12 protein-coding genes are annotated in these 20,657 nt (G+C 51.9%); 5 read left to right on the top strand and 7 right to left on the bottom strand.

The genetic code is table 11. From position 1 onward, the window contains the following. Window positions 1–237 precede the first annotated feature (237 nt). Window positions 238–2,091 carry a YdgA family protein gene (locus F557_RS0107395; protein WP_157617783.1) on the bottom strand — a complete coding sequence of 618 codons (1,854 nt, stop codon included), beginning with the start codon at window positions 2,089–2,091 and terminating at the stop codon, window positions 238–240. A gap of 302 nt (window positions 2,092–2,393) precedes the next feature. Beyond that, window positions 2,394–4,001, bottom strand: a complete 1,608-nt coding sequence (gene nhaB, locus F557_RS0107405) for a sodium/proton antiporter NhaB (protein ID WP_019001606.1) — start codon at window positions 3,999–4,001, stop codon at window positions 2,394–2,396. A 380-nt stretch (window positions 4,002–4,381) separates the two neighbouring features. Between nhaB and F557_RS0107410 the strand changes: the two genes are divergently transcribed. Together F557_RS0107410 and F557_RS0107420 are read left to right on the top strand one after the other, a co-directional pair. Continuing rightward, window positions 4,382–6,178, top strand: coding sequence for a putative transporter (locus F557_RS0107410; RefSeq protein ID WP_044142688.1), 1,797 nt, complete (start codon window positions 4,382–4,384; stop codon window positions 6,176–6,178). Between the two features lie 200 nt (window positions 6,179–6,378). Further along, window positions 6,379–7,290: an aldo/keto reductase gene (locus F557_RS0107420; protein WP_019001610.1), complete on the top strand. Its 912-nt coding sequence runs from the start codon at window positions 6,379–6,381 to the stop codon at window positions 7,288–7,290. A 179-nt stretch (window positions 7,291–7,469) separates the two neighbouring features. Here the strand turns inward: F557_RS0107420 and F557_RS0107430 are convergent, their stop codons facing one another. The 5 genes from F557_RS0107430 to F557_RS0107465 form a co-directional block, all read right to left on the bottom strand. Continuing rightward, a complete protein-coding gene (locus tag F557_RS0107430; RefSeq protein WP_019001612.1) occupies window positions 7,470–8,561 on the bottom strand; it encodes an FUSC family protein in 1,092 nt (363 codons plus the stop codon). Next, entirely contained in the window at window positions 8,554–9,555 is a 1,002-nt protein-coding gene (locus F557_RS0107435) for a hypothetical protein (protein WP_019001613.1), read from the bottom strand. Before F557_RS0107435 ends, F557_RS0107430 begins: the two co-directional genes overlap by 8 nt. Window positions 9,556–9,647: 92 nt before the next feature. After that, window positions 9,648–12,260, bottom strand: a complete 2,613-nt coding sequence (locus F557_RS0107445) for an SEL1-like repeat protein (protein WP_019001615.1) — start codon at window positions 12,258–12,260, stop codon at window positions 9,648–9,650. Window positions 12,261–12,791: 531 nt separating this feature from the next. Next, window positions 12,792–13,847, bottom strand: coding sequence for a hypothetical protein (locus F557_RS0107460; RefSeq protein WP_019001617.1), 1,056 nt, complete (start codon window positions 13,845–13,847; stop codon window positions 12,792–12,794). Between the two features lie 404 nt (window positions 13,848–14,251). Next, window positions 14,252–16,450, bottom strand: coding sequence for a RelA/SpoT family protein (locus F557_RS0107465; RefSeq protein WP_019001618.1), 2,199 nt, complete (start codon window positions 16,448–16,450; stop codon window positions 14,252–14,254). Between the two features lie 428 nt (window positions 16,451–16,878). Between F557_RS0107465 and F557_RS0107480 the strand changes: the two genes are divergently transcribed. The 3 genes from F557_RS0107480 (at window position 16,879) to F557_RS0107495 (ending at window position 20,614) form a co-directional block, all read left to right on the top strand. Beyond that, on the top strand, window positions 16,879–17,436 hold the full coding sequence (locus F557_RS0107480) for an NAD(P)H-dependent oxidoreductase (protein WP_019001620.1): 558 nt from the start codon (window positions 16,879–16,881) through the stop codon (window positions 17,434–17,436). Window positions 17,437–17,758: 322 nt separating this feature from the next. Then, entirely contained in the window at window positions 17,759–19,204 is a 1,446-nt protein-coding gene (locus F557_RS0107490; protein ID WP_019001622.1) for a sodium-dependent transporter, read from the top strand. Further along, window positions 19,205–20,614: a sodium-dependent transporter gene (locus F557_RS0107495; RefSeq protein ID WP_019001623.1), complete on the top strand. Its 1,410-nt coding sequence runs from the start codon at window positions 19,205–19,207 to the stop codon at window positions 20,612–20,614. It abuts the gene before it with no gap. The last annotated feature ends 43 nt before the right edge of the window (window positions 20,615–20,657 follow it).

Genomic DNA, 20,657 nt, shown 5'->3' on the forward strand with positions numbered 1-20,657 from the left:
TTTTATGTTTATTAGTATTAAAAGTTTGTGATTGGTTTGCATGTTTGTCAAACATTAAAAATTAAATGTTATAAACAATTTGTTATATGTCACAAAAATATTAATATTGTTGGGAGCTATAGACGATATCTTGTCAGAAATAGAGAAAAAAAGAAGTGATTTTATATCAATAAAAAAGCAACGGATTCAGGAGACTCCGTTGCTAGTTTTATATAGTGCGTAATTTCCGGAACAGTCTTACTGCATGTCCTTTCCGTTTATCTTCAGTGCTCCGTCGCGGAATTCCAGATGATAGGTGTAGACAGTAGCTGCCGGATCCTGGGCATACTGCTTCAGCATGGCGGTCACATCTTCCGGAATGTACTGCGGTTTGCCCAGAAGGGCGGCATCAATGCTGATGTCGGCATCAAGAATAATGTCCCCCGGGATATTCGGCAGAGAAGGTGCGGCACCGTCGGCACTCTCCGAGGACTTCTCCTGCGGTTTGATTCCGGCAGTGGCCTTGGCAGAGACCTGGGATCCGCCCAGCTGGGCACTCAGGTTGATATTTGCGGAGAAATCCCATCCCAGAAGTCCGAGAAATGCGGCCTCCCTGGCATCATCGTCAATGGTCATGTTACATTTGGAGAACTGGAGCATATTCATACCGGCAGTCTTGTCTCCGCAGGCAGCGGCCATGGCAGTGGTGTCAAGGTTATTGAGAGAAAGATCCAGTGATGCGTTTTTGACGTCAAAGCGTTCGTTTTCTCCGGCGTCCGGCTCGGCGAATACCAGCTGTGCCATCTTAAAACTGTAGCTGAGGGAGTTTTTGTGTGCAGCGGCATCGATTTTTGACGAGAAGCCGGTCTTGACATCTGTGATTTCCAGAGGGCTGTAGCTGACTTTTCCGGCGGCAAGATCTGTCTTAAAGCCGTCCAGGCGATTCTGCGCCGTGAGACTGAAATTGGAGAGCCCGAACAGAAGTACGTCCTTTTTGCTGCTTTCCTTTTTCTCCTCTGCTGCTCCATCAGCTTCTTCATCAGCTTCTTCAGTTTCCAGAATTTCCAGGGACGGAATGCTGATGGAGTAGTCAAGAGAATCCTTGTAGGCTGTCAGGTTATGCATGGTGGTTTCCATAACCGCAGGAGCCCACTTGACGGTTATGTCGTCAGCGGTACGGGAATCCTCCTTCAGACTGGTGGTTACTTTTAGGCTGTCGTCCGCAATGCTGTAGAAGCCTTTAGTTCCGGACAGAATGTTCTTAACGGTGTCCCGCTGGACATCCTCGATATCCATGGCTTCATATAAAGCATCGGAAATGTTCAGCTTTGCAGTGACTCCCTCCGGAGCCCGGGTGGTGATGAATTCAAAAATTTTGCGGGAGCTGTCAGCAGAGCTGTCTTCGACCTCAGGATCAAGTTCTGCAATTTCGTACTGGGTTATTTCCTCGCCATTGTCCGCGGTCTTTCTGCTGACTTCCCGGACTGCTACCTCGTCTCCCACGGCGGTAAGTCCGTCATGAATATCGCGGGCAATTTTGGTGACCAGCCATCTTTCGGCTACCCGGGGATCCGCACCGGGAGTCGGAGCCGGAGCCACCTCAGGGCCGGAGGCGGGGGTTACGGTGCCGGCAGTCTCGGTTTTCTGAGTGTCATTTGTTGCGGTTTCCGGTTTCGGGGGTTCCGTGTTTCCGGTGCTGGCGGTGTCAGTTGTACTCGGGGATTCCGTGTTTCCGGTGTCAGCAGTTACCGGAGTTTCGGCACTGCCGCCTCCGATTTTGCTGATGATTCCGGCGATCTTGTCCCGATCTACCTCGAATCTGGCGCGCACTTTGGTCTGTCCCTTGCCATTGCTTTCCGAGGAAAGTATTTCTGAACCGGTAACGAGCTCCCCGCTGTTAAGGATGATTTGCTGACGAATATCGGAAACATGTCCGCGCACAAATTCCTCATCGGTTATAGTGAGCATCACATTCCTTACGGCATTAACCTCGGCCTTTTTAAGAGCCGCTTCCTGATCTTTTCCAGTGGCATCGGTTTCTACCGGTACCGCCCAGACTGACAGGGGCAGGGCGGCTGTCAGCACCAGACTCATAATTTTTCTTGCAGACACAGTGATACCTCGCTTTAAGTGACAGTGCTGTCTGAAACAATGTTTCGCGGTGTTCCGGAGGCGCACCCGAAACTGAACTGCCGATCATTATACATGGATCGTCTGAGAAGCGTTTTCGGAATGCCTGAGAGACGGATCGGCCGCACATATTTCCCGGTATCATCTCCGTATAAGCTCTCATCAGGACAGATTTTTGCCGGTATTTGCCGCTTTTAAGGATAAAAAAACGCAGTCCCTAGAACTGCGTTTCCTGTCGGAAGCGTCGTTGCAGGACAGTTCCGCAACGACGGACTGCTAGCCTGCTATTTCACAGGAACCGGAGCAAGACACTGAGCCAGTCCTTCGGGAACAGTGTGCTCAACCCATCCCATGCTGATGAACCAGTCGGTCACTGCAGGAAGTACCAGCCAGGTGCAGAAAAAGCCGGCAATACCCATAACCAGAGTGTACGGCAGAGCCATCCACATCATTCTTACATAGGAAAGACGGATCAGCGGAGCCAGGGCAGAGGTCAGCAGGAACAGGAAGGCTGCCTGGCCGTTGGGGGTTGCCACTGAAGGCAGATTGGTACCGGCATTGATGGCGATTGCCAGATGGTTGAACTGTTCGGCATCGATCTTGCCGCAGGCCAGAGCCTGAGCTACCTGATTGATATACACCGTGGCCACGAATACATTGTCGGAAACCATGGAGAGCAATCCGTTGGCAATGTAGAAGAGCGGCAGCTGGTTTTCCGGAGATACGGACAGCACAGCATGAATAATCGGGTCAAAAAGTCCCAGACTGTTGATAACTGCTACCACGGCAAAGAACACACAGAGCAGCGTGGTGAAAGGCATGTTTTCGGTAAAGGCATTGCCGATTTCGTGTTCCTTGTTGACACCGGTAAAGGCAGTGGCCAGAACGATTACGGAAAGACCGATAAGCCCGGGGACTGCCAGATGGTAGGCGAGACCGGTAATCAGCCAGCAGCAGACCAGAGCCTGCATGATCAGGGATACCCGGGCCTCCTTTGAGTAGGCTTTTACCTGACGATCGCTGGATTCCTTGAGAATTTTGAAGACCTTTTCCGGAAGTGTGACTCCGAAGTCAAAGATCTTAAAGGTTTCCACGGCCCAGCAGGTAATTAGGCCCAGGACAAAAACCGGAGCGGAAACCGGCATTACCCGAAGCGCGAATTCCGAGAAGTGCCAGCCGGCGATATGGCCGATGATAAGATTCTGAGGTTCTCCCACAATGGTGCAGATTCCGCCAAGAGCGGTACCGACACCGGCGTGCATGAGAAGGGATCTCAGGAAGGCTCTGAAGTTGTCCAGATCTTCACGGTCAGGGCCGGCAAACTTATCGTTGTCAGTGAGCTTGGAGCCGGCGCCGGCAATAACCTCGTGATATACGGCATAGAAGCCGGAGCAGACCGTGATTATTACCGCCAGCACAGTCAGGGCGTCGAGGAAGGCAGAGAGAAATGCGGCCATGAAGCAGAAAATCAGGGACAGTATCACCTTTGAGCGTACCTTTATCAGGAGCTGGGTGAATACCAGAAGCAGGAGCTTTTTCACAAAATGAATACCCGCCACCATGAACATCAGGAGGAGAATAACTTCAAGATTTCCCTCGATTTCATGATAGATGGTGCCGGTATCGGTCATTCCGATAGCCACAGCCTCTATGGCCAGAACACCGCCAGGAATCAGCGGATAGCATTTGAGAGCCATGGCCAGGGTGAAAATAAACTCGCCGACAAGACACCAGCCCGACAGAAAAGGGCTTATGGCAAACAGCACCGGATTCAGAACGAGACACAGCAGAATAAACCGCTTGTACCAGATTGGGGCATCTCCCATGAAGTTATGGAACAGCGCCCTCATTGCCGGCACAAATCCCGAAGAATTGTTTACAGCATTTTGCATACAACTATAGTGACCCAGAATAGAACAGAAGAAAATAACCTGTAGATTATACCTTACTTTATCGGGTACTGAAGCGTCAAATATGTTTGCTTATCTTCAGTTTTGTATCTTTCTTCTGAGAATTCCGGCGGATGAGGCGGGTTACTCCGGAGCATAGGCGGAATGACATGCATTCTGATGGTGCAGAGGTGTTTTTTTACCTGCTGGAGTCCCGGTTTTTGGACACAAAGGATTTTTTGCAAAAAGTTTTAATTTGCTCAAAAAAAATGTAAAATACGCGCGATCAGAGAGTACGGGACTTTTTTTGTTTATCCAAAATGTTTCGGCTGTCGTCTGGTTCCTGGTTTTGTTCTTTGTTTTTTTTATCTCGGATCTTGTTTATGGGACTCTTTGATTTCAGCAGTACCATAGCTGTGATTACGGTGCTAATTTCCTTGGTATCGATAGTCGGCATACTGCTTGGAGATATAAGAATTCGCGGGGTCGGCATCGGCATCGGTGGCGTGCTCTTCGGTGGTATTTTTGTAGGATGGCTGGCTTCGTACATGGGGTGGATCCCTTCGGCCGTTGCTCTGTCCAGTGCGGCGCAATCTTCAGATCCGAAAGTGGTCCAGAGCTATGCCAAGTTTGTGGCCTTCAATGATATTCTGCATTACATGCAGGAGTTTGGCCTGATTCTTTTTGTATACACCATCGGCGTTCAGGTAGGTCCGGGATTTTTTGCCAGCATGAAGGGTAACGGGCTCAAGCTTAACAGCTTCGCAGTTCTGATTGTACTTCTGGGTTCTGTCATCGCTACCTGCTACTGTCTGTTTTTCGGGATGCGCATCGATCATGTAATCGGTATTTATTCCGGAGCCGTTACCAATACTCCTGCTCTCGGTGCCGGGCAGCAGATGCTGGACAGCATGGTTTCATCCTTCACCGGGGCCGAGATTGATGCCCGCGGTCTCGTTTCCGCCAATGTTCCCAAGGCCTATGCCATGGCATATCCGTTCGGTGTTCTTGGCATCATTATGACCATGTTTATCATCAGAATGATCTTCCGCATCGATGTAAACAAGGAAGGCGAGCGTTACGATCTTATGAAGAAGAGCAGCCACAAGGCTCTCAATACCCAGAATGTGGTTCTCAAGAATCCGCAGTATTTCGGAAAGAAACTCGGTGAGGTGCTGGCTCTTCAGAATGACACCGTGCTCTGCTCCCGTCTCAAGAGAAGCAACGTGCTTATGGTGCCCAAGGCTGACGAGGTTCTCCAGGAGGGGGATATCCTTCACCTGGTGGGTGATGGCGACAAGCTTTTGAAGGCCTCCGAAAATATCGGCGAAAGCATCAAGGTATCGCTCAGTACCAAGGGAACCGAATTTGAAGTTAAGAAGGTAGTGGTTACCAACGAAAAGGTATTCGGAAAAACTCTTGAAGAGCTGGATCTCAAGTCCCGGCACGAGGTGGTAATTTCCCGCATTATCCGTACTGGTGTTGGCTTTATTCCTCACAGAGGAACGGTTCTCAACTTCGGTGACCAGCTGAATCTCGTTGGCCGTCCGGAGTCCATTGAAGAGGTTATCAAGATTGTCGGCAACAGTGCCGCAGCTCTCTCAAAGGTCAAGATGCTTCCGATATTTGTCGGTCTGGCTCTCGGCATGTGTCTGGGCTGCTTCTCTCTTCCGATTCCGGGACTTACAGCCCCCCTTAAGCTGGGTCTGGCAGGCGGTCCTCTTGTGGTAGCGATTCTGCTCTCCTGCTACGGCCATACCATCACCTTCAACAGAATGAACTGGTTTATGCCGGCAGCTGGAAACAGCGCCCTCCGCGAAATCGGTATTGTGCTGTTCCTGGCGATAGTCGGCTTCAGATCCGGTGCCAATGGCTTCTTTGACGACCTTCTGCATGGCGACGGCCTTACCTGGATGGGGATGGGTGTATTTGTAACCTTCATACCTATTTTCATTGCCGGTGTTCTGGCCTACAAGGTGGCTCATGTTAACTATCTCCAGATGTGCGGCATGATGGCCGGTTCCATGACCGACCCTCCGGCTCTGGCCTTTGCCAACGGTCTTTACAAGAATTCCGAAGCTTCGGCCCTGAGCTATGCCACCGTGTATCCGCTAACCATGTTCCTGCGTATTCTGAGCCCGCAGTTCATGATAAGCTGCATGGTTGCTCTGGGAGGCTAAGACACGTCACATCCTGGCCGGGATTCCGCTCCCGGCTCTGACAGCATGGCCTGCATCTTCAGGGGTAGTATTCCCGGAGGTGCGGGCTTTTTTATATCCTGAGAATATTCTGAAAACTCTTTATCTGTTTGTCATTTTCGGCATTCCTGCTATCCTGATACATGTGGTGAGTACAACAGGATAACAGGGGCTTAACAATCATGATTAACGTTTCAGATACCGCAGATTCTCAAAGAATAATTTCCGGCATGATGCGTCTTTCAGGGCGCGGTCGTGAAGAGGCGATGCATTTTTTGGACTATGCGTGGGATTCCGGGGTCCGGTGGTTTGATCATGCGGATATCTATGGCAACGGTGCTTCGGAATCTGTTTTCGGGGAATGGCTGAAAACTCGCGGTCATCCCCGGGAGGAGCTTATCATTCAGTCCAAATGCGGTATCAGACCTGGTATCGCCTACGACTGTTCTTCAGAGTACCTTATCAATGCTACTGATGGCATTCTGAAACGTCTCGGCTGCGGCTATCTGGACGTGCTTCTTATACACCGCCCTGATGTTCTCTGGGAGCCGGAGGAAATAGCGGCAGCCTTCCGGGAACTCTACGATTCCGGCAGGGTGCGGGAGTTCGGGGTCTCAAATTTCAACCCGGTGCAGATTGAGTATCTCGGACATTATCTTGACCGCAAAATCGGCTATAACCAGCTGCAGCTCAGTCTGGCCTTTGCCCCGATGGTTTCGGAGGGACTGGAGACCAATACCTATTCCCCGAATGGCCTCAGCAGATCTCAGGGGGTTCTTGACTACTGCCGCCTCAACGATATCCGTATCCAGACATGGAGTCCGCTGCAGTTCGGCACCTTTCAGGGTACCTTTATCGATAATCCTGGCTACGGGCCCCTGAATGCCAGGCTGGCAGAGCTTGCCGGAAAATACGGGGTATCGAAAGCGGCCGTGGCTGCAGCCTGGAATCTCAGACTTGACCGGAGACTGCAGGTTATTCTGGGGACGGTTAATCCCGGTCATTTCGGCGATCTTCTCAGGGCCACCCAGGTACAGCTGACCCGGGAGGAGTGGTACGGCCTTTATATGGCCGCCGGCTATTCTCTGCCTTAAGCGTGATTTCGCTGTTCGGGACGGGGGATCGTGAATCCTAATACGGATGATGAGCTTCTGGATCTTATCAGGGAAACTGCAGATCCGAAAATCCCCTTATTTTTCCGGATCTGTTTCGGGCTGTCGTGAAGCCCCGGTATGACGGTTGTCGTTTTAGCAGCGCGTATAATTCCTGGAATTCAGTCCCGGCTGCCGTTTTTGTACGTCAGGTACATCTGAACGGCCCCGCCTGCCAGATGGGAGAGATCACTTTCCAGTTCCCGCAGGGTAAGCATAATGGTGGCACTGACTCCTTTCTGGCCGAGAAGACGTTTCTCCAGAAGACTGTTGATTTCCGCCAGTCTGGCGAGATGGCTGGAGGCGGCATCGCGGTTCAGCCGGATAAGACTGAGGATCACCTTCTTGGTTTCGGTTCTGTTATGTGAAAGCAGTTCTTTTGTTTCCGGATCCGGGAGGGCCTCCGGGGGGAGGGTGGAAATGCTGGTCAGAAGCACCCGGTTCATCAGCCTCATTTTATGAATGCGGTGCAGGAAACGTACAAAGCTCCTGTAGATAAATACATTGAATAGCAGGGCATATCGCCATACCGGAAGTTTTTCCTGATAGGTACGGCTGCTTTTAAAGATATCCCGGGGATTAATTCCGGAATCGTTCCTGCCGGTTTCTGTCAGCCGGAAAACACAGATGCGGTATTCCAGGTAGAACATGGTGAGGTAGTGCCGGTAGGTGCGCAGCATGTCCAGTCTTTCTGTGGCCGGCATGACCAGCGAGCTAATGATGAGGGATATTGCCGCCCCCAGAATGGTAAAGGCCACCCTTTCTGTAATCAGGTAGTCAGGAGTCAGGGAGGTGTGCCGCATCAGCAGGGCCAGGAGCATGATTACCGAAGCAGTCATAAAGGACACAAACAGCCAGTAGAGGCTCATAAAGGCCCGGCTCCAGAGGGTAAGACCGGAAAACAGTACCAGAAAGGTCAGCAGTCCGGCGGTTTCCGGAAAACACAGGCAGGCGATGCCGGCGATAATAACCCCGTAGATGCTGCCCAGAATTCTGTGTGCTGTGCGTCTCAGGGCGGTAAGGGGGGTGCTGATATAGAGACAGACGCAGAAGGTTGTCAGGGCAATCCAGAAGCTCTGATCCACGGGATAAAGCATGGACACGATTTCGGCCGTCAGCATGGAGAGCCCCATGGATAGCATCTGTCTTAGGAGAAGACTGTCCCGTTTTTTTCGGATGCGCTTTACGGTATCCGGTCTTATGCTGTCAGTCATGTCCGATTTTCTCCTTCATAAGAACGGCAATTTCCCGGATTGCCGCAGCGGTCTCAGAGGTCATTTCTCCGCCGCAGAAGGGATCCCGGGGCAGGCAGGAGATTTCGTTTTTAAAGTTATCCAGCTCCTTTAGAAGAACTCTGAGGCGCTCAGGATTTCTGGCGGAAAGAACGCCGAGAAGCTTCTCAAAAAAGCCTTTTCTGATGCCGGTAATGCGCTTTTTGTGCTCCTCTGAGGCTCCGGCACCGTGAGGCCAGTAGGTGATGAGCATAAGAGAGTTCAGGAGTCTGAGATAGCGGTTTTTACGCAGGGGATCGTTAACATACGAGGTGATGTTGAACAGTGAGCTCTGCAGCATGAGAAGCCGGTTCTTGGCTTTTCCGTCAATTTCCGAAAACGTATTAAGCTCTCCGAGCTCCGTCATTGTCCTGGCGAATTCCCGGAGGTCATGATAAAAGCAGAGGTTGATAACTGCGCACCAGTGGATTTTTACTGCGGGAATCAGAAGTACGGCGAGAAATACCGCTGTGCTTCCGAGCAGGGCGGATCTGAAAAGCTCCGGGAACAGGATCTCGTGTTCGTGGTCAATAAGGCCCATGCCGAAGTTTACTACGGAGAAAACGCTCATGAACATGATGGTTCCGGAAAACCCCGGGGCTTTCCGGAGGGCCCAGACCGTTCCTGTACAGAGCGTGATGCAGAAAACCAGCTGAGGGAGATACAGCTTTTCCTGACCGAAATACAGGGAAACAGCCAGAGTCCCTGTGAGGAGCAGCAGGCTTAGCAGGATATTTCCGAGTCTGCGGAGGAGTGTGGCGCCGTAAAGGGATCTGAGGCCGTACAGTCCCACGATAAGAATGTAGGCATTGGCGGGATTCGGAGCCGCGAGTTCGTTAAAAATCACTGCCAGAAGCATGCTGAGACAGCCGCGGAGCAGTTCAGCGGTGTAGATCCCTTCAAGATCGTTTCTGATATATCTGATGAAAAAGGACATGATGCTCTCTGCCCGGGGATGCGGAGTAACCTTTTCCGGAACAAAACCGCTCCCGGAGAATGGCCGGAAGCTCCCGTCTCTCCGGAGTTAATTTATTTTTCCAGCTGTTCCAGTACTTTTGCGGCTTCCATGTTGCCGCCGTTGGCCGCATCTCTGATAAGCCTCATGCCCAGACTTCTGTCCTGAGTGATGCCGGAACTGGGGGTGGCGTTGAGATACAGCAGTCCCAGAGCCAGTTCGGCATCATGGTTATGCAGCTGCACCGCCTGTTCGTACCAGGTTACGGCACTGATGAAGTTCTGAGTAACGCCGATACCGTACTCGGTCATATATCCGAGATAATAAAGAGACTCCTGATTGCCTGGGAACGGAGGATTTCCGGCCGCTGCCTTCAGGAACAGGTCATAGGCCTTCTTGGGATCCTTTCCGGTCAGCCTGCCGTCAAGGTAGCATTTTGCCAGAAACGCCTGGGCATCCGGGAAATTCTGGTTAATCCCTTTCTTCAGATATTTCCGTGCCTTATCGGGATTGGCGGCAATGATCCGTTCCGGGTTTCGGGGATCCGTATAGCCGCTGGTGTAGATTGCAGCCGCAACTGTGGCGGAATAGGGATCGTCAAGATCCGCAGCCTTCTGATACCACTGGTAGGCAGTGTAGGGATCCTTTTCAGTGCCGTTGCCGTTTATCAGGTTGTCTCCGGTGATTCTCATGGCTTCGCGATTGCCGTGGGCAGCGGCACTCAGATAGCTTTCATAGGACTTTGGAAGTGATCTGGCGACACCAAGCCCCTTTTCATAGCAGCGGCCCATGGCCATCTCCGCTTCCGGAACATGGTGCTCTGCTGCCAGCTTATAGTATTTTACGGCTTCCTGAATATTGGCATTGGTGAATACGCCTTCCTCCAGGTACCGGCCGACGTAGTACATGGCTTCGGGATGACCGCGCTTGGCGGCATCGGAAAAGTGTCTGTAGGCTTTCTGGCTGTCAGCGGTGACTCCGCTGCCGTTTTCATAAGCCCGGGCGATATTGAAGATTGCTTCCGGATCCTTCAGTGCCGCGGCTTTGGTGAAAAGCTCGAAGGCCTTTTCCGGTTCGGTTTTGCCGGTTTTGCCGTCCCGGTACATTTTTCCCAGGGCTGCCAGTGCCCGGACACCGCCGTTCTTTATGGAAAGCTCATAGTATTTCTGAGCCTCGCCATAGTTTCGGTCTACGCCCAGTCCGTTTTCATACATATGTCCCAGCCAGTATTCGGCTTCGGGATTCGGGGTCTTTTCCGATTCTGTGAAGTTTTCGAGGGCCTGCTGGTAATTCCCTTCCAGCACATCCAGTTCCCCGATATACGGCAGCACGTCCAGACCTCCGGCTTCATGGCCTTTGAGATACCATTCCCGGGCCATGGCCAGATCCTGAGGCTGCCCCAGTCCCTTGGCATAGATCCGGCCCAGACTTACCATGGCTTCGGGAAGTCCGGCGAGAGCGCTCTTGCTGATAAAGTTGAAGGCTCTTTTGTAATTCTGCTTGAGACCGTCGCCGTTAAGGAGCATTTCTCCCAGGGCGTTCTGTGCGCTGATATTGCCGGCCAGATTGGCATTCTGAAGATAGCGGATGGCCTTGGAGGAGTTTTCGGGTACTCCAATGCCCCGGCTGTACATCAGGCCCAGATAATATTCCGCGTCGGCACTGCCGAATTCATGTGCCCTGACAAAGTATTCCAGAGCTTTGTCGTAGTCGGGAGGTGTGGCCTGAAAATACTCCAGTCCGATATGGAAAAGACCGCAGGGGGCGTTGTTGTCGGCGGCGCTCTTAAAATATTCGTGGGCCTTCTCCGGACTGTACCGGCTGCCGGCGGCCCGGTTGGCATAGAGATCCGCCAGTACGCACATGGCATAGTTGTTGTTTTCGTCATTTACTGAAGCATTCAGCATTCTGAAGGCCTCATCGAAATTTCCCTGCCTGATAAGCAGCCGGGCACTCATCCCCTGAGCCTCGTAATCTCCTTCGTAGGAAGCCTGGTTATATAATTCAATGGCACGCTGCTCGTTTTTTTCAGTACAGAGAATTCCTCTTTCATGGAGCACACCGTCCAGAGTGAAAGCCTCCGGAACATTGCCGTCCTCTGCCTTCTGAAGGAGATCCTTAACCTTCTGGCACATGTCAGGCCGGGTCCAGTAGCTCTCCGGCATGGTATTAACGTACCAAAGCGCCAGTCCGTAGCTGCCGTAGGGGTAGCCCAGATCATGAGACTCCCGAAAATATTCTCCGGCCTTGACGAGATCTATCTCCATTTTGTTGCCGTTGCTGTAGATGCGGCCCAGTTTGTACATGGCTCCGGGGTGCAATCCTGCTGCAGCGTTGGTGTAATGAGCTATGGCAGTATGGGTGTCGGCCATAACTCCGTGACCGCCCAGTTCGTAGATGAGTCCGATATTGTATTCCGCCACCGGGTTATTGCCGGCCATGCGAAACCACGACAGTGCCTTGGTGTAGTCGGGGGTAACCTTTTTGGTGCCGTTGAAGTACTGTCCGCCAATAAAGATCTGAAGTTTGGGATCCTTCAGGGATTCCGTGCAGACATTTTCCTGGATGCCGTCTTTTACGCATTCATTGATAATCTTCTGCTGCGCCTCGATTTCGTCAGCCATGACCGCCGGGGCCAGCATCACGGCTATTGCTGCCGCAAGGACTGAAAGAGAAAAAGTCTTCATTTGCGAATCCGGTACTGCTTGCTTCTTTGTTACTTTGCTATCAGATATTCGGTTCATTGTATATCAAAAGTTTCCTGCTGTTTCCTTTGATACCCTATTTTAGTGAACTGGCTTGAGTTTTAAGCCAGAGATGGGAGATTTTCGGAAAAAAGGTAGTGCCCTAGAACGGAGTCATCAGGGAGTGTTTTCTCCGGAATGCTTTCAGAGCAGATTCAAATCATGTCATGAAAATGCGCTCCTTTTCAGAGTGGCGGAAAAGCCTTAATGATCGTGCAGGAGGACAGTCGCAATCGGTAAAAATCAGCATTGGCGCATGAGAGGAGGGCAGGGAAGACAGCTCCGCGGATCCGTTATGAATATTCCCGGCGTCAGAGGCCGGGAAAGGCGGCGAAGCACTGCTGAGACAGGTGCCGGTCAGCAGTCGGAATGTCCAGTCCCCGGGATTCTGCCGGATACAGCACGATAACCGGGAGCCGGGGCGGAGGCCGCAGTAGTCTATTTCACCCTGACCAGGGCTGTTTTCGGATCTGGTTACTCCGGATCCCGGGGCAGTTCCTTTGTTTCCGGAAAATCGGCAGTGGCAATCTGCGGTCCTTTATGGTTTCTGCTGTTTTCCTCCTTGTAAAGCGGCAGGCTTTCTTCAAAGGAGCGGTACCAGAACACGTCTTTCGTGGCATTTACCCGGATGAGAATATGGAATATGCCGACAAAGAGGGTGGTAAAGCCCATTCCGAATATCGAAAACGTCATGAGAGGCGGGGCGATGAAGCCCAGAAACAGCCAGACGCTGTTGAAGATGAGCCATATCACAAGATATCCTGCGCACATGCCGGTGATGCTCATGATATTGAGACTGAAGGCCTTGAAACTTTCCCATAGCGCCCGGAGAGCCGGCATTCCGGAGCACATTACCAGGGGAACACTGAAAAATTCCAGAGAGTACATGATGAGTGCCACCAGGGAGCCCGCCAGGAAATAAATTATCCCGTAGAACAGCAGGGTTTTAACAAGGGCCGCATCCGCGAGCAGTTTGTGGACGAAGATGAGGCAGGCCTGGGGAATCTTCTGCACCTCGTTATTGCCGGCAATGCTGGTTAAGGAAAATCCCGCTTCATTTGCTGAGGCTTCCAGCATTGTCCAGAGCTGACTCAGAATTTCAAAAGTTCCGGATCCGAAGAACAGCAGAATAAGCACCAGGCTTCCGGATACCAGGGCCAGCCAGATGACAATATCCCACAGTGTCAGAAAAAGCATGTTCCAGAAGTTGGTTTTAAGTGCCTTCACGGTATCAGGAAAAGCCGGGGTAAGGCCTTTTCTGAATCCGTATTGGAGAGCATATGAGGCGGCAATGCCCGAAAATACAAATGTGATCAGGGTGGTCAGTCCGGGAACCGGGAGAGCGGAGGAGACGCCAACCGAGATTATGATTATCAGAAGAACAGCCCAGAACAGGCTGGTTTTCAGGCTCAGCAGGGCATGCCAGCACCACATGAAGCCTTCGCCAAAGGAAGCCACTCTGAAGCTGTCGGCTCTGAGTCTGCCAATTCCAGAATCGATATTCTGAGGTATTTTCGCTGAATCTGTCATAAGGCTATATCCTGTATCTGAGTTACTGCCTGTTTCCCTGTAGAAGCCCAACATTATCCGTCAGTCATCCGCTATTTTTATTTTTTTTAGAGAATTCGTCAATGAAGTAATAGTGATTGTGAGGCGGAAAAATTTGTTTCGCATAGATTCGCCGCTCCCGGTGTGCCTGCCGGAGATGTCTTGCATCGATGTGCAGGTTGGTGAGATCAAGGAAATGAAGAAATAACTATTGATCAGGCAGGTTCTGATTCTTACGGATGCGGAGCGGATTCTCCGCAGTCTCGCACATCTGGCATAGGATAAGGGAAGCAGGAGAGGCTGGTATTCCGTTTTCATGAAGCCGCGTCCGTAACTAACACTGAAATGATGCAACTTTCCGGCGCTTTTTACAAAAGAGATATGTCTCAGCCCTGTCTGCTTTCCGGAACTCTCTTCCTTCTCGAAACATCCTTAATGCCGTTAATTTTAATCAGAGTGGAGATCACCGTTTCCAGATGGCTCTGATTCTTGATCTCTATCAGAATGTCCAGACTGTGGTCGCTTTCCTCCCGGTAATCCGTCTGGGTTATGGACAGGATCTCCGCTCCTGTCATGCTGACCAGGCTTACGATTTCACCGAGAATGGCCGGTCTTGTGATGTACTGAATATGCAGGGCGGTCTTGAAAAACGCATGTCCCTGATAATTCTTGTTCCATGACAGCGAGAGGCAGCTGCAGGAGGGATTTTTTTCGGCTTCGGCAATGGACGGGCATGAAGTGCGGTGAACCATGAGCAGGCCCTTGTCGCCGTCGTATATTCCGGTGATCCGGTCTCCGGGCAGCGGGAAGCAGCAGGAGGCGAATTCGTGCTTGACGCCCTCGATGTTGGAGATAATGCCGCTACCGGTATCTCCTTCGGATACCGAGCCGCTGCGCTCTCCCAGAAGGGCGCGGGCTACCAGGACGGCGTTGGATTCCCCCATGGTAATTTTGCGGAAGAGGGTGTTCAGACTGTCAATATGGATAGTCCGGAGTACCCGGGCAATGTTTTCGGAATCAATGCTGTCGAGCGGTATGTCTCCCATGGCCAGCTGCAGGAGCTTTCTGCCGTGCTCCTCGGAACTGGCGGCGTTAATGCCCTGCAGAAAGTCCTTGATGGCCTGCCGGGCTTTCAGTGTAACCACGGAGTCCAGCCAGCGGGGCTGGGCGAAGGGAGTTTCGCTGGCAATGATGTGCACCTGCTGGCCCGAGGACAGGGAGTGATCCAGAGGAAAGGGCTTGTGGTCAACCTCGGCCGCCCGGCAGCGATTGCCGAGATCGGCGCTTATGGCATAGGCGAAATCCACCGGGGTAGCACCCTTGGGCAGCTCCAGCACCTTGCTGCTGCCGTCAAAAACGTAGATTTCTTCCGGAAAAAGGTTGGCCTTGACGTTTTCCAGAAAATCAAAGGACGAGGAGGTGTTGTTCATGAGATCCTTGAGACTCTGCATCCAGCGGTTGGCATACATCGTGGTTTCAGAGCCGTTCCCCATGCCGCCGTTTTTGCGGAGCTTGTAAACCCAGTGGGCGGCAACCCCCTGTTTGGCCATCATGTCCATATACTCGGTTCTGATATGAATTTCTAGCTCCTGGCCGTCACTTCCCATAACAGTGGTATGAAGGCCCTGATAGCCGTTCATTTTCGGGAGCGCAATATAGTCCTTGAAATACCCCTGCTTGGGCTTGAAGAGGGCGTGTACCTGCCCCAGTGCCCGGTAGCAGCTGTCTACGGAATCCACAATTACCAGGAAGCTGAATACGCTGAGCAGGGTGTGCAGCCGCAGGTGATCGGTTTTCATTTTGTGATAGATGGTAGCCAGACACTTCTCGCGGACTTTTACCTGAAAACGGATGCCGATTTTGCGAAAGCAGGATCGCATGGATTCCATAAGCTCGTTATAGGTGTCCATCCGGTTTTTCTGCCCCTGAGCCACTGTGGCCTCCAGTACCCGGTATCTGTAGGGGTATATGGCACGGAAACAGAGATCCTGAAGCTCGTTTTTCATTTTGCTTATGCCCAGCCGGTAGGCAATAGGGGCATAAATATCCAGAGTCTCCCGGGCAATGCGCATCCGCTTGTCCGGCCGGAGAGCGCCGATAGTCTGCATGTTGTGGGTGCGGTCCGCCAGCTTGATGAGAATGACCCGGGTGTCGTTGGTCATGGCCAGGAGCATCTTCTGAATGTTTGCGACCTGGGCCTCCTTGTAGTCGCTGAACCGGATTTTTTCCATTTTGGTGACGCCGTTAACCAGGTCGGCCACTGTGTCGTTGAAAATACGTTTGATATCGTTCTGGGTGACCCGGGTATCTTCAATCACGTCGTGAAGCAGGGAGGCCATGAGCGCCTCTACGTCCAGATGCATGTCGGCAAGAATGGCGGTTACGGCCAGCGGGTGGGTGATGTACGGCTCCCCGCTGGAACGGGTCTGTCCGCTGTGGGCTCTGTAGGAATAGGCATAAGCCTCCGCCACCTCCTGAATCTGTTCAGGGGGGAGATAGGCTTTAAGCTTCTCTTCCAATGGCGTGAAGAGGCTTTTCATTTCGTCCGGCCAGTTGTTGCGGTCCAGCGCAGGATCTTCAGACATAAATTCTCCTTATTCTCCCCGCTCTGAAAGCTCAGCATGTTATTGTTGCAGTCTGTTTCGGCAGGGGAAGGCCGTAAGCAGTAAATCGCGGGGGAGTTTGCTGTCGGAACTGCTCCGTTTTCTCTATTTTAATTTGAAATTAGCGTTTTAGAGAGATTTTGTTTCAAAAATTGCGGTTTTAATGATGTGAAGATCCTGATTTCCGGAGCGGATGATCCGGCTATAGCTGCCGGATACGGAGCCGGAATTTCCTCCGGAGCTGGATTTTTCAGGAGTTAGGGAGCAGTTTTTTTAATGTTTGTGATCACTCCCGGCAATAATGACGGGATTATACAGCTTTACGGGAGGATCGCGGGTTTCTGTGCTAATCTTGATTTCTGAAGCCGGTGATTTTGGGCCGGCATATTTTTGATTAACAGGAGACTGCCATGCCTCAGATTCTTATTGTTTCCGGACATCCGGATCCTGCCACTTCGCTGGCAAACAGGCTTATTCTCAGGAACGTAAAGGAGCTCGTTCCTGCCGCTAATGTCCGGGAGCTGGGAGTGCTTTATCCTGACGAACAGTTTGACGTGGCTGCCGAGCAGGAGGCTCTGGCCGGTGCCGATATCATCGTTCTGGCCTTCCCGCTGCACTGGTATTCCGTTCCCGGTCTTATGAAGAACTGGATTGACAGGGTCTGGCTGCACGGATTTGCCTATGGCTCAAAGGGGGACCGGCTGCGGGGAAAAAGGATGGTGCTTTCCGTTACCACCGGTGGTCCTGAAACCGCCTACCGCCATGACGGCTCCCAGACCGCAACGCTGAGAGAAATTCTGCTGCCGCTTAGGCTTACGGCCCGTAACTGCGGCATGAAGGTTACCGATTATGTGGCTTCTTACGGGATGCTTTTCATTCCGGGAATGAGCACGGAGGATGATCGGAACCGTATTGAAAGAGAAGCTCTGGAGCATGCCAGGGTTCTGGCCAGAACTCTTTTACAGTAATTTTCTGGCTGACAGGGGACTTTGTTTTCAAAAAAAGTCCGGCGGTTTCCGGCCCGGGATCTGCTGTTTCCCGGATACAGCAGCAGAGGTGCCGGTACCGTCTGTTATCATACTGGCAGTTCTCGTTCTGCTTACCTCATCTCGCTTTATTTCTTTCTTCTTTTTCTTTCTTCTTCTCATCTCTTTCGTCCTTTGAATCATTAAGCAGTCATTTGTTATGTTCTCCCGGAGATTTTGATCCGGCGCGCGGGAGCAATTTCAGGTAAAATAGCGGCGGCGTCAAAAACACGGATAATTTTTCCTGTCAGGAGTTTTTGCTGTTATGAATGAAAATCTGAGGGATATCGGGATGGATACAGAAGCCGGTCAGCACCAGGGGGCTGAGAAACTAAAGTCCCGGCTGGGCTTGATTCTGCTGTCTGCAGGGTGTGCTATCGGCCTCGGAAATGTCTGGCGCTTTCCCTATGTTGCCGGTGAGAATGGCGGCGGCATTTTTGTAGCAGTCTATATTCTCTGCCTGATTCTGGTGGGGGTTCCGGCGGTTATGCTGGAGATGTCTTTGGGCCGGGCTACCGGAAAATCCATTACCCGGGCCTATGAAGCTGCTGAACCTCCCGGAAGCTGGTGGCATCTTTCACGGTATGTACTGATTTTCGGTCCCTATATTCTTCTTGGTTTTTATACCGTTCTTACCGGATGGCTTTTGTACTATCTCTGCTATTTCATAGGCGGGGACTTTGGAAGCCAGCATTATGCCAGTCAGGCAGAGGCCGGAGCCGCCAGCCTGAAAATGTTTGAGAGCTTTCTCGGGAATCCGGCAGCCATGCTTACGGCAACACTGGCTGTTATCGCAGCTGCCGGAATTATCGCGCTCCGCCGGGTAGAGAAGGGCCTGGAGGCGGTTACGAAGCCTCTTATGCTGCTCCTCCTCTTTATGATGATAGCACTGGCAGCCTATTGTCTGACGCTTCCCGGTGCCATGGAAGGGGTGCGCTACTACCTTTATCCGGATCTGGACCGGTTTCGGAATGCCGGGGTTCCCCGGGTGCTTACTGAAGCGCTTACCCAGGCTTTTTTCACGCTGAGCGTGGGACAGGGGTCGCTTCTGGTTTTCGGGAGCTATGCCTCCAAGGAGCACTCTCTTGTGAACGAATCGCTTTATATTGTCGGTCTGGACTTTATGGTGGCGTTTCTGGCCGGGCTTATTATTTTTCCGGCCTGCTTCAGCTACGGCCTAAGGCCGGACAGCGGACCGGATCTTCTTTTTATTACGATGATCAATGTGTTTTCGGGGATGGAGCACGGACAGACTGCCGGAGTGCTGTTCTTCTTTTTCATGTTTGTTGCGGCATTTACCACCGTGGCTACGGTGTTTGAGGGCAATATGGCGGCAGTACGGGATCTTTTCGGGATCCGGAGAATTCCGGGAGCTTTGCTGAATACCCTTCTGATTACGGTTCTGGCGCTGCCGGTGATTTTCGGATTCAACATTTATAACGATATTCATCCTCTGGGAGGCCGGAGTAATTTTCTGGATCTCTGGGACTTTATCGTCAGTACCAACATTCTGCCCTGCGGGGCCCTGTTTATGACGCTGTTTGCCGCTGCGGGATGGGGATTTCACAATTTCCGGAAGGAGGTCAACACCGGAGCCGGTCTGAGGCTGCCGGCCTGGACCTCCGGGTATTTCCGGATTTTTCTGCCGTTTATTATTGTGCTGATACTTATTACCGGCTATGCGGGCGTTATTTCCAAGTGGAGCTCATAAATGACAACTGAATTAAAGGATCACCCGAGTCCGGCCCGGGGAATCATCTCTTCCCGGCTGGGATTTATTATGATATCGGCGGGCTGTGCCATCGGTCTCGGAAATGTCTGGCGTTTTCCGTATATTGCCGGACATAACGGCGGGGCGGCCTTTGTTCTTATTTATCTTCTCTGCCTGGTACTGCTGGGCATCCCCTGTCTCTCCATGGAGCTGGCTATCGGCAGGGCTTCCCGGAGAAGTGTGACCAGGGCTTTTGAGGAACTGGAGCCTTCCGGGAGCAGATGGCATCTTCTGAAATACCTGATGGCTCTGGGCCCGTATGTTCTCCTGTCCTATTACGCAGTGATCACGGGCTGGCTTCTTTATTACCTCTGGAGCTTTCTGGCAGCGCTGACGGGAGTTGTTCCGGCTCAGGAGGCACAAAGCAGCATAGCTCCCGGGGAGTCCTTCAGCTCTCTTATCAGTTCTCCGGATCTGTCCCTGGGGTTCTGTGCCGCAGTGATTGCAATGAGTGGCCTGGTATGCTTCTTCGGCATCAAAAACGGGGTGGAGCGGGTGGTAAAGCCCATGCTGCTGGCACTCCTGTTTCTTCTGGCCGGCATGGCGGTTTACAGCCTCACGCTTCCCGGAGCCATGGAGGGCGTAAAATATTACCTTTACCCCGATTTCGGCAAAATGATGGAGGCCGGAATTATCAATGTGGTCTGGGATGCCCTCAATCAGGCATTTTTCACTCTCAGTGTCGGCCAGGGCTGTCTTCTGGTATTCGGGAGCTACATTGACAAGAAGCGTTCCATTCTGGGGGAATCCCTGTGGATTGCCGGTACCGACACTTTTGTGGCACTCATGGCCGGTCTTATTATTTTCCCGGCCTGTATCAGCATGGGCCTTAAGCCCGATGCGGGACCTTCACTGCTGTTTAATACCATGCTGTCGGTATTCAGCCGCATGGAGTACGGAATGATTCTGGGCACGGTGTTCTTTGTGTTTATGTTCTTTGCGGCCATTACTACGGTAATTACGGTTTTTGAAAATGCGCTGGCAAATTTCAACGACTTTTTCGGGAGCACCAGGAAGAGTTCGGTGGTGATAAACACCTTGCTGCTTTTTCTGGCGGCCGTTCCCTGCGGACTCGGTTTTAATCTCTGGTCGGATATTACCATCATGGGGTGGGGAATTCTGGATTTTGAGGATTTTATTGAATCCTACAATATTCTCCCCCTGGGCTCTCTCGGTTTTGCTCTTTTTGTGTCCTTCGGCTGGGGCTTTGACCGTTTTCTGAAGGAAATGAATACCGGCACAGGACTCCGGCTCCCGGCCTGGTTGAGACCGTATTTCAGATATGTCATTCCCATGATAATCGTTGTGGTGTTTACTTTGGGGTACTATGACAAGTTCTTTGCCTCATAACACTGCGGTACTGTCCTGGAAAACCGGTTCCGGGCAGACATGC

Origin of the sequence: Succinimonas amylolytica DSM 2873 (assembly GCF_000378405.1) — a bacterium.
GTDB lineage: Bacteria > Pseudomonadota > Gammaproteobacteria > Enterobacterales > Succinivibrionaceae > Succinimonas > Succinimonas amylolytica.

What these genes read in the sequence shown, in the direction of transcription:
- nhaB (WP_019001606.1), bottom strand. Translation starts at nt 4,001, where the DNA reads ATGCAAAATGCTGTAAACAATTCTTCGGGATTTGTGCCGGCAATGAGG.
- F557_RS0107410 (WP_044142688.1), top strand. Translation starts at nt 4,382, where the DNA reads ATGGGACTCTTTGATTTCAGCAGTACCATAGCTGTGATTACGGTGCTA.
- F557_RS0107420 (WP_019001610.1), top strand. Translation starts at nt 6,379, where the DNA reads ATGATTAACGTTTCAGATACCGCAGATTCTCAAAGAATAATTTCCGGC.
- F557_RS0107430 (WP_019001612.1), bottom strand. Translation starts at nt 8,561, where the DNA reads ATGACTGACAGCATAAGACCGGATACCGTAAAGCGCATCCGAAAAAAA.
- F557_RS0107435 (WP_019001613.1), bottom strand. Translation starts at nt 9,555, where the DNA reads ATGTCCTTTTTCATCAGATATATCAGAAACGATCTTGAAGGGATCTAC.
- F557_RS0107445 (WP_019001615.1), bottom strand. Translation starts at nt 12,260, where the DNA reads ATGAAGACTTTTTCTCTTTCAGTCCTTGCGGCAGCAATAGCCGTGATG.
- F557_RS0107460 (WP_019001617.1), bottom strand. Translation starts at nt 13,847, where the DNA reads ATGACAGATTCAGCGAAAATACCTCAGAATATCGATTCTGGAATTGGC.
- F557_RS0107465 (WP_019001618.1), bottom strand. Translation starts at nt 16,450, where the DNA reads ATGTCTGAAGATCCTGCGCTGGACCGCAACAACTGGCCGGACGAAATG.
- F557_RS0107480 (WP_019001620.1), top strand. Translation starts at nt 16,879, where the DNA reads ATGCCTCAGATTCTTATTGTTTCCGGACATCCGGATCCTGCCACTTCG.
- F557_RS0107490 (WP_019001622.1), top strand. Translation starts at nt 17,759, where the DNA reads ATGAATGAAAATCTGAGGGATATCGGGATGGATACAGAAGCCGGTCAG.
- F557_RS0107495 (WP_019001623.1), top strand. Translation starts at nt 19,205, where the DNA reads ATGACAACTGAATTAAAGGATCACCCGAGTCCGGCCCGGGGAATCATC.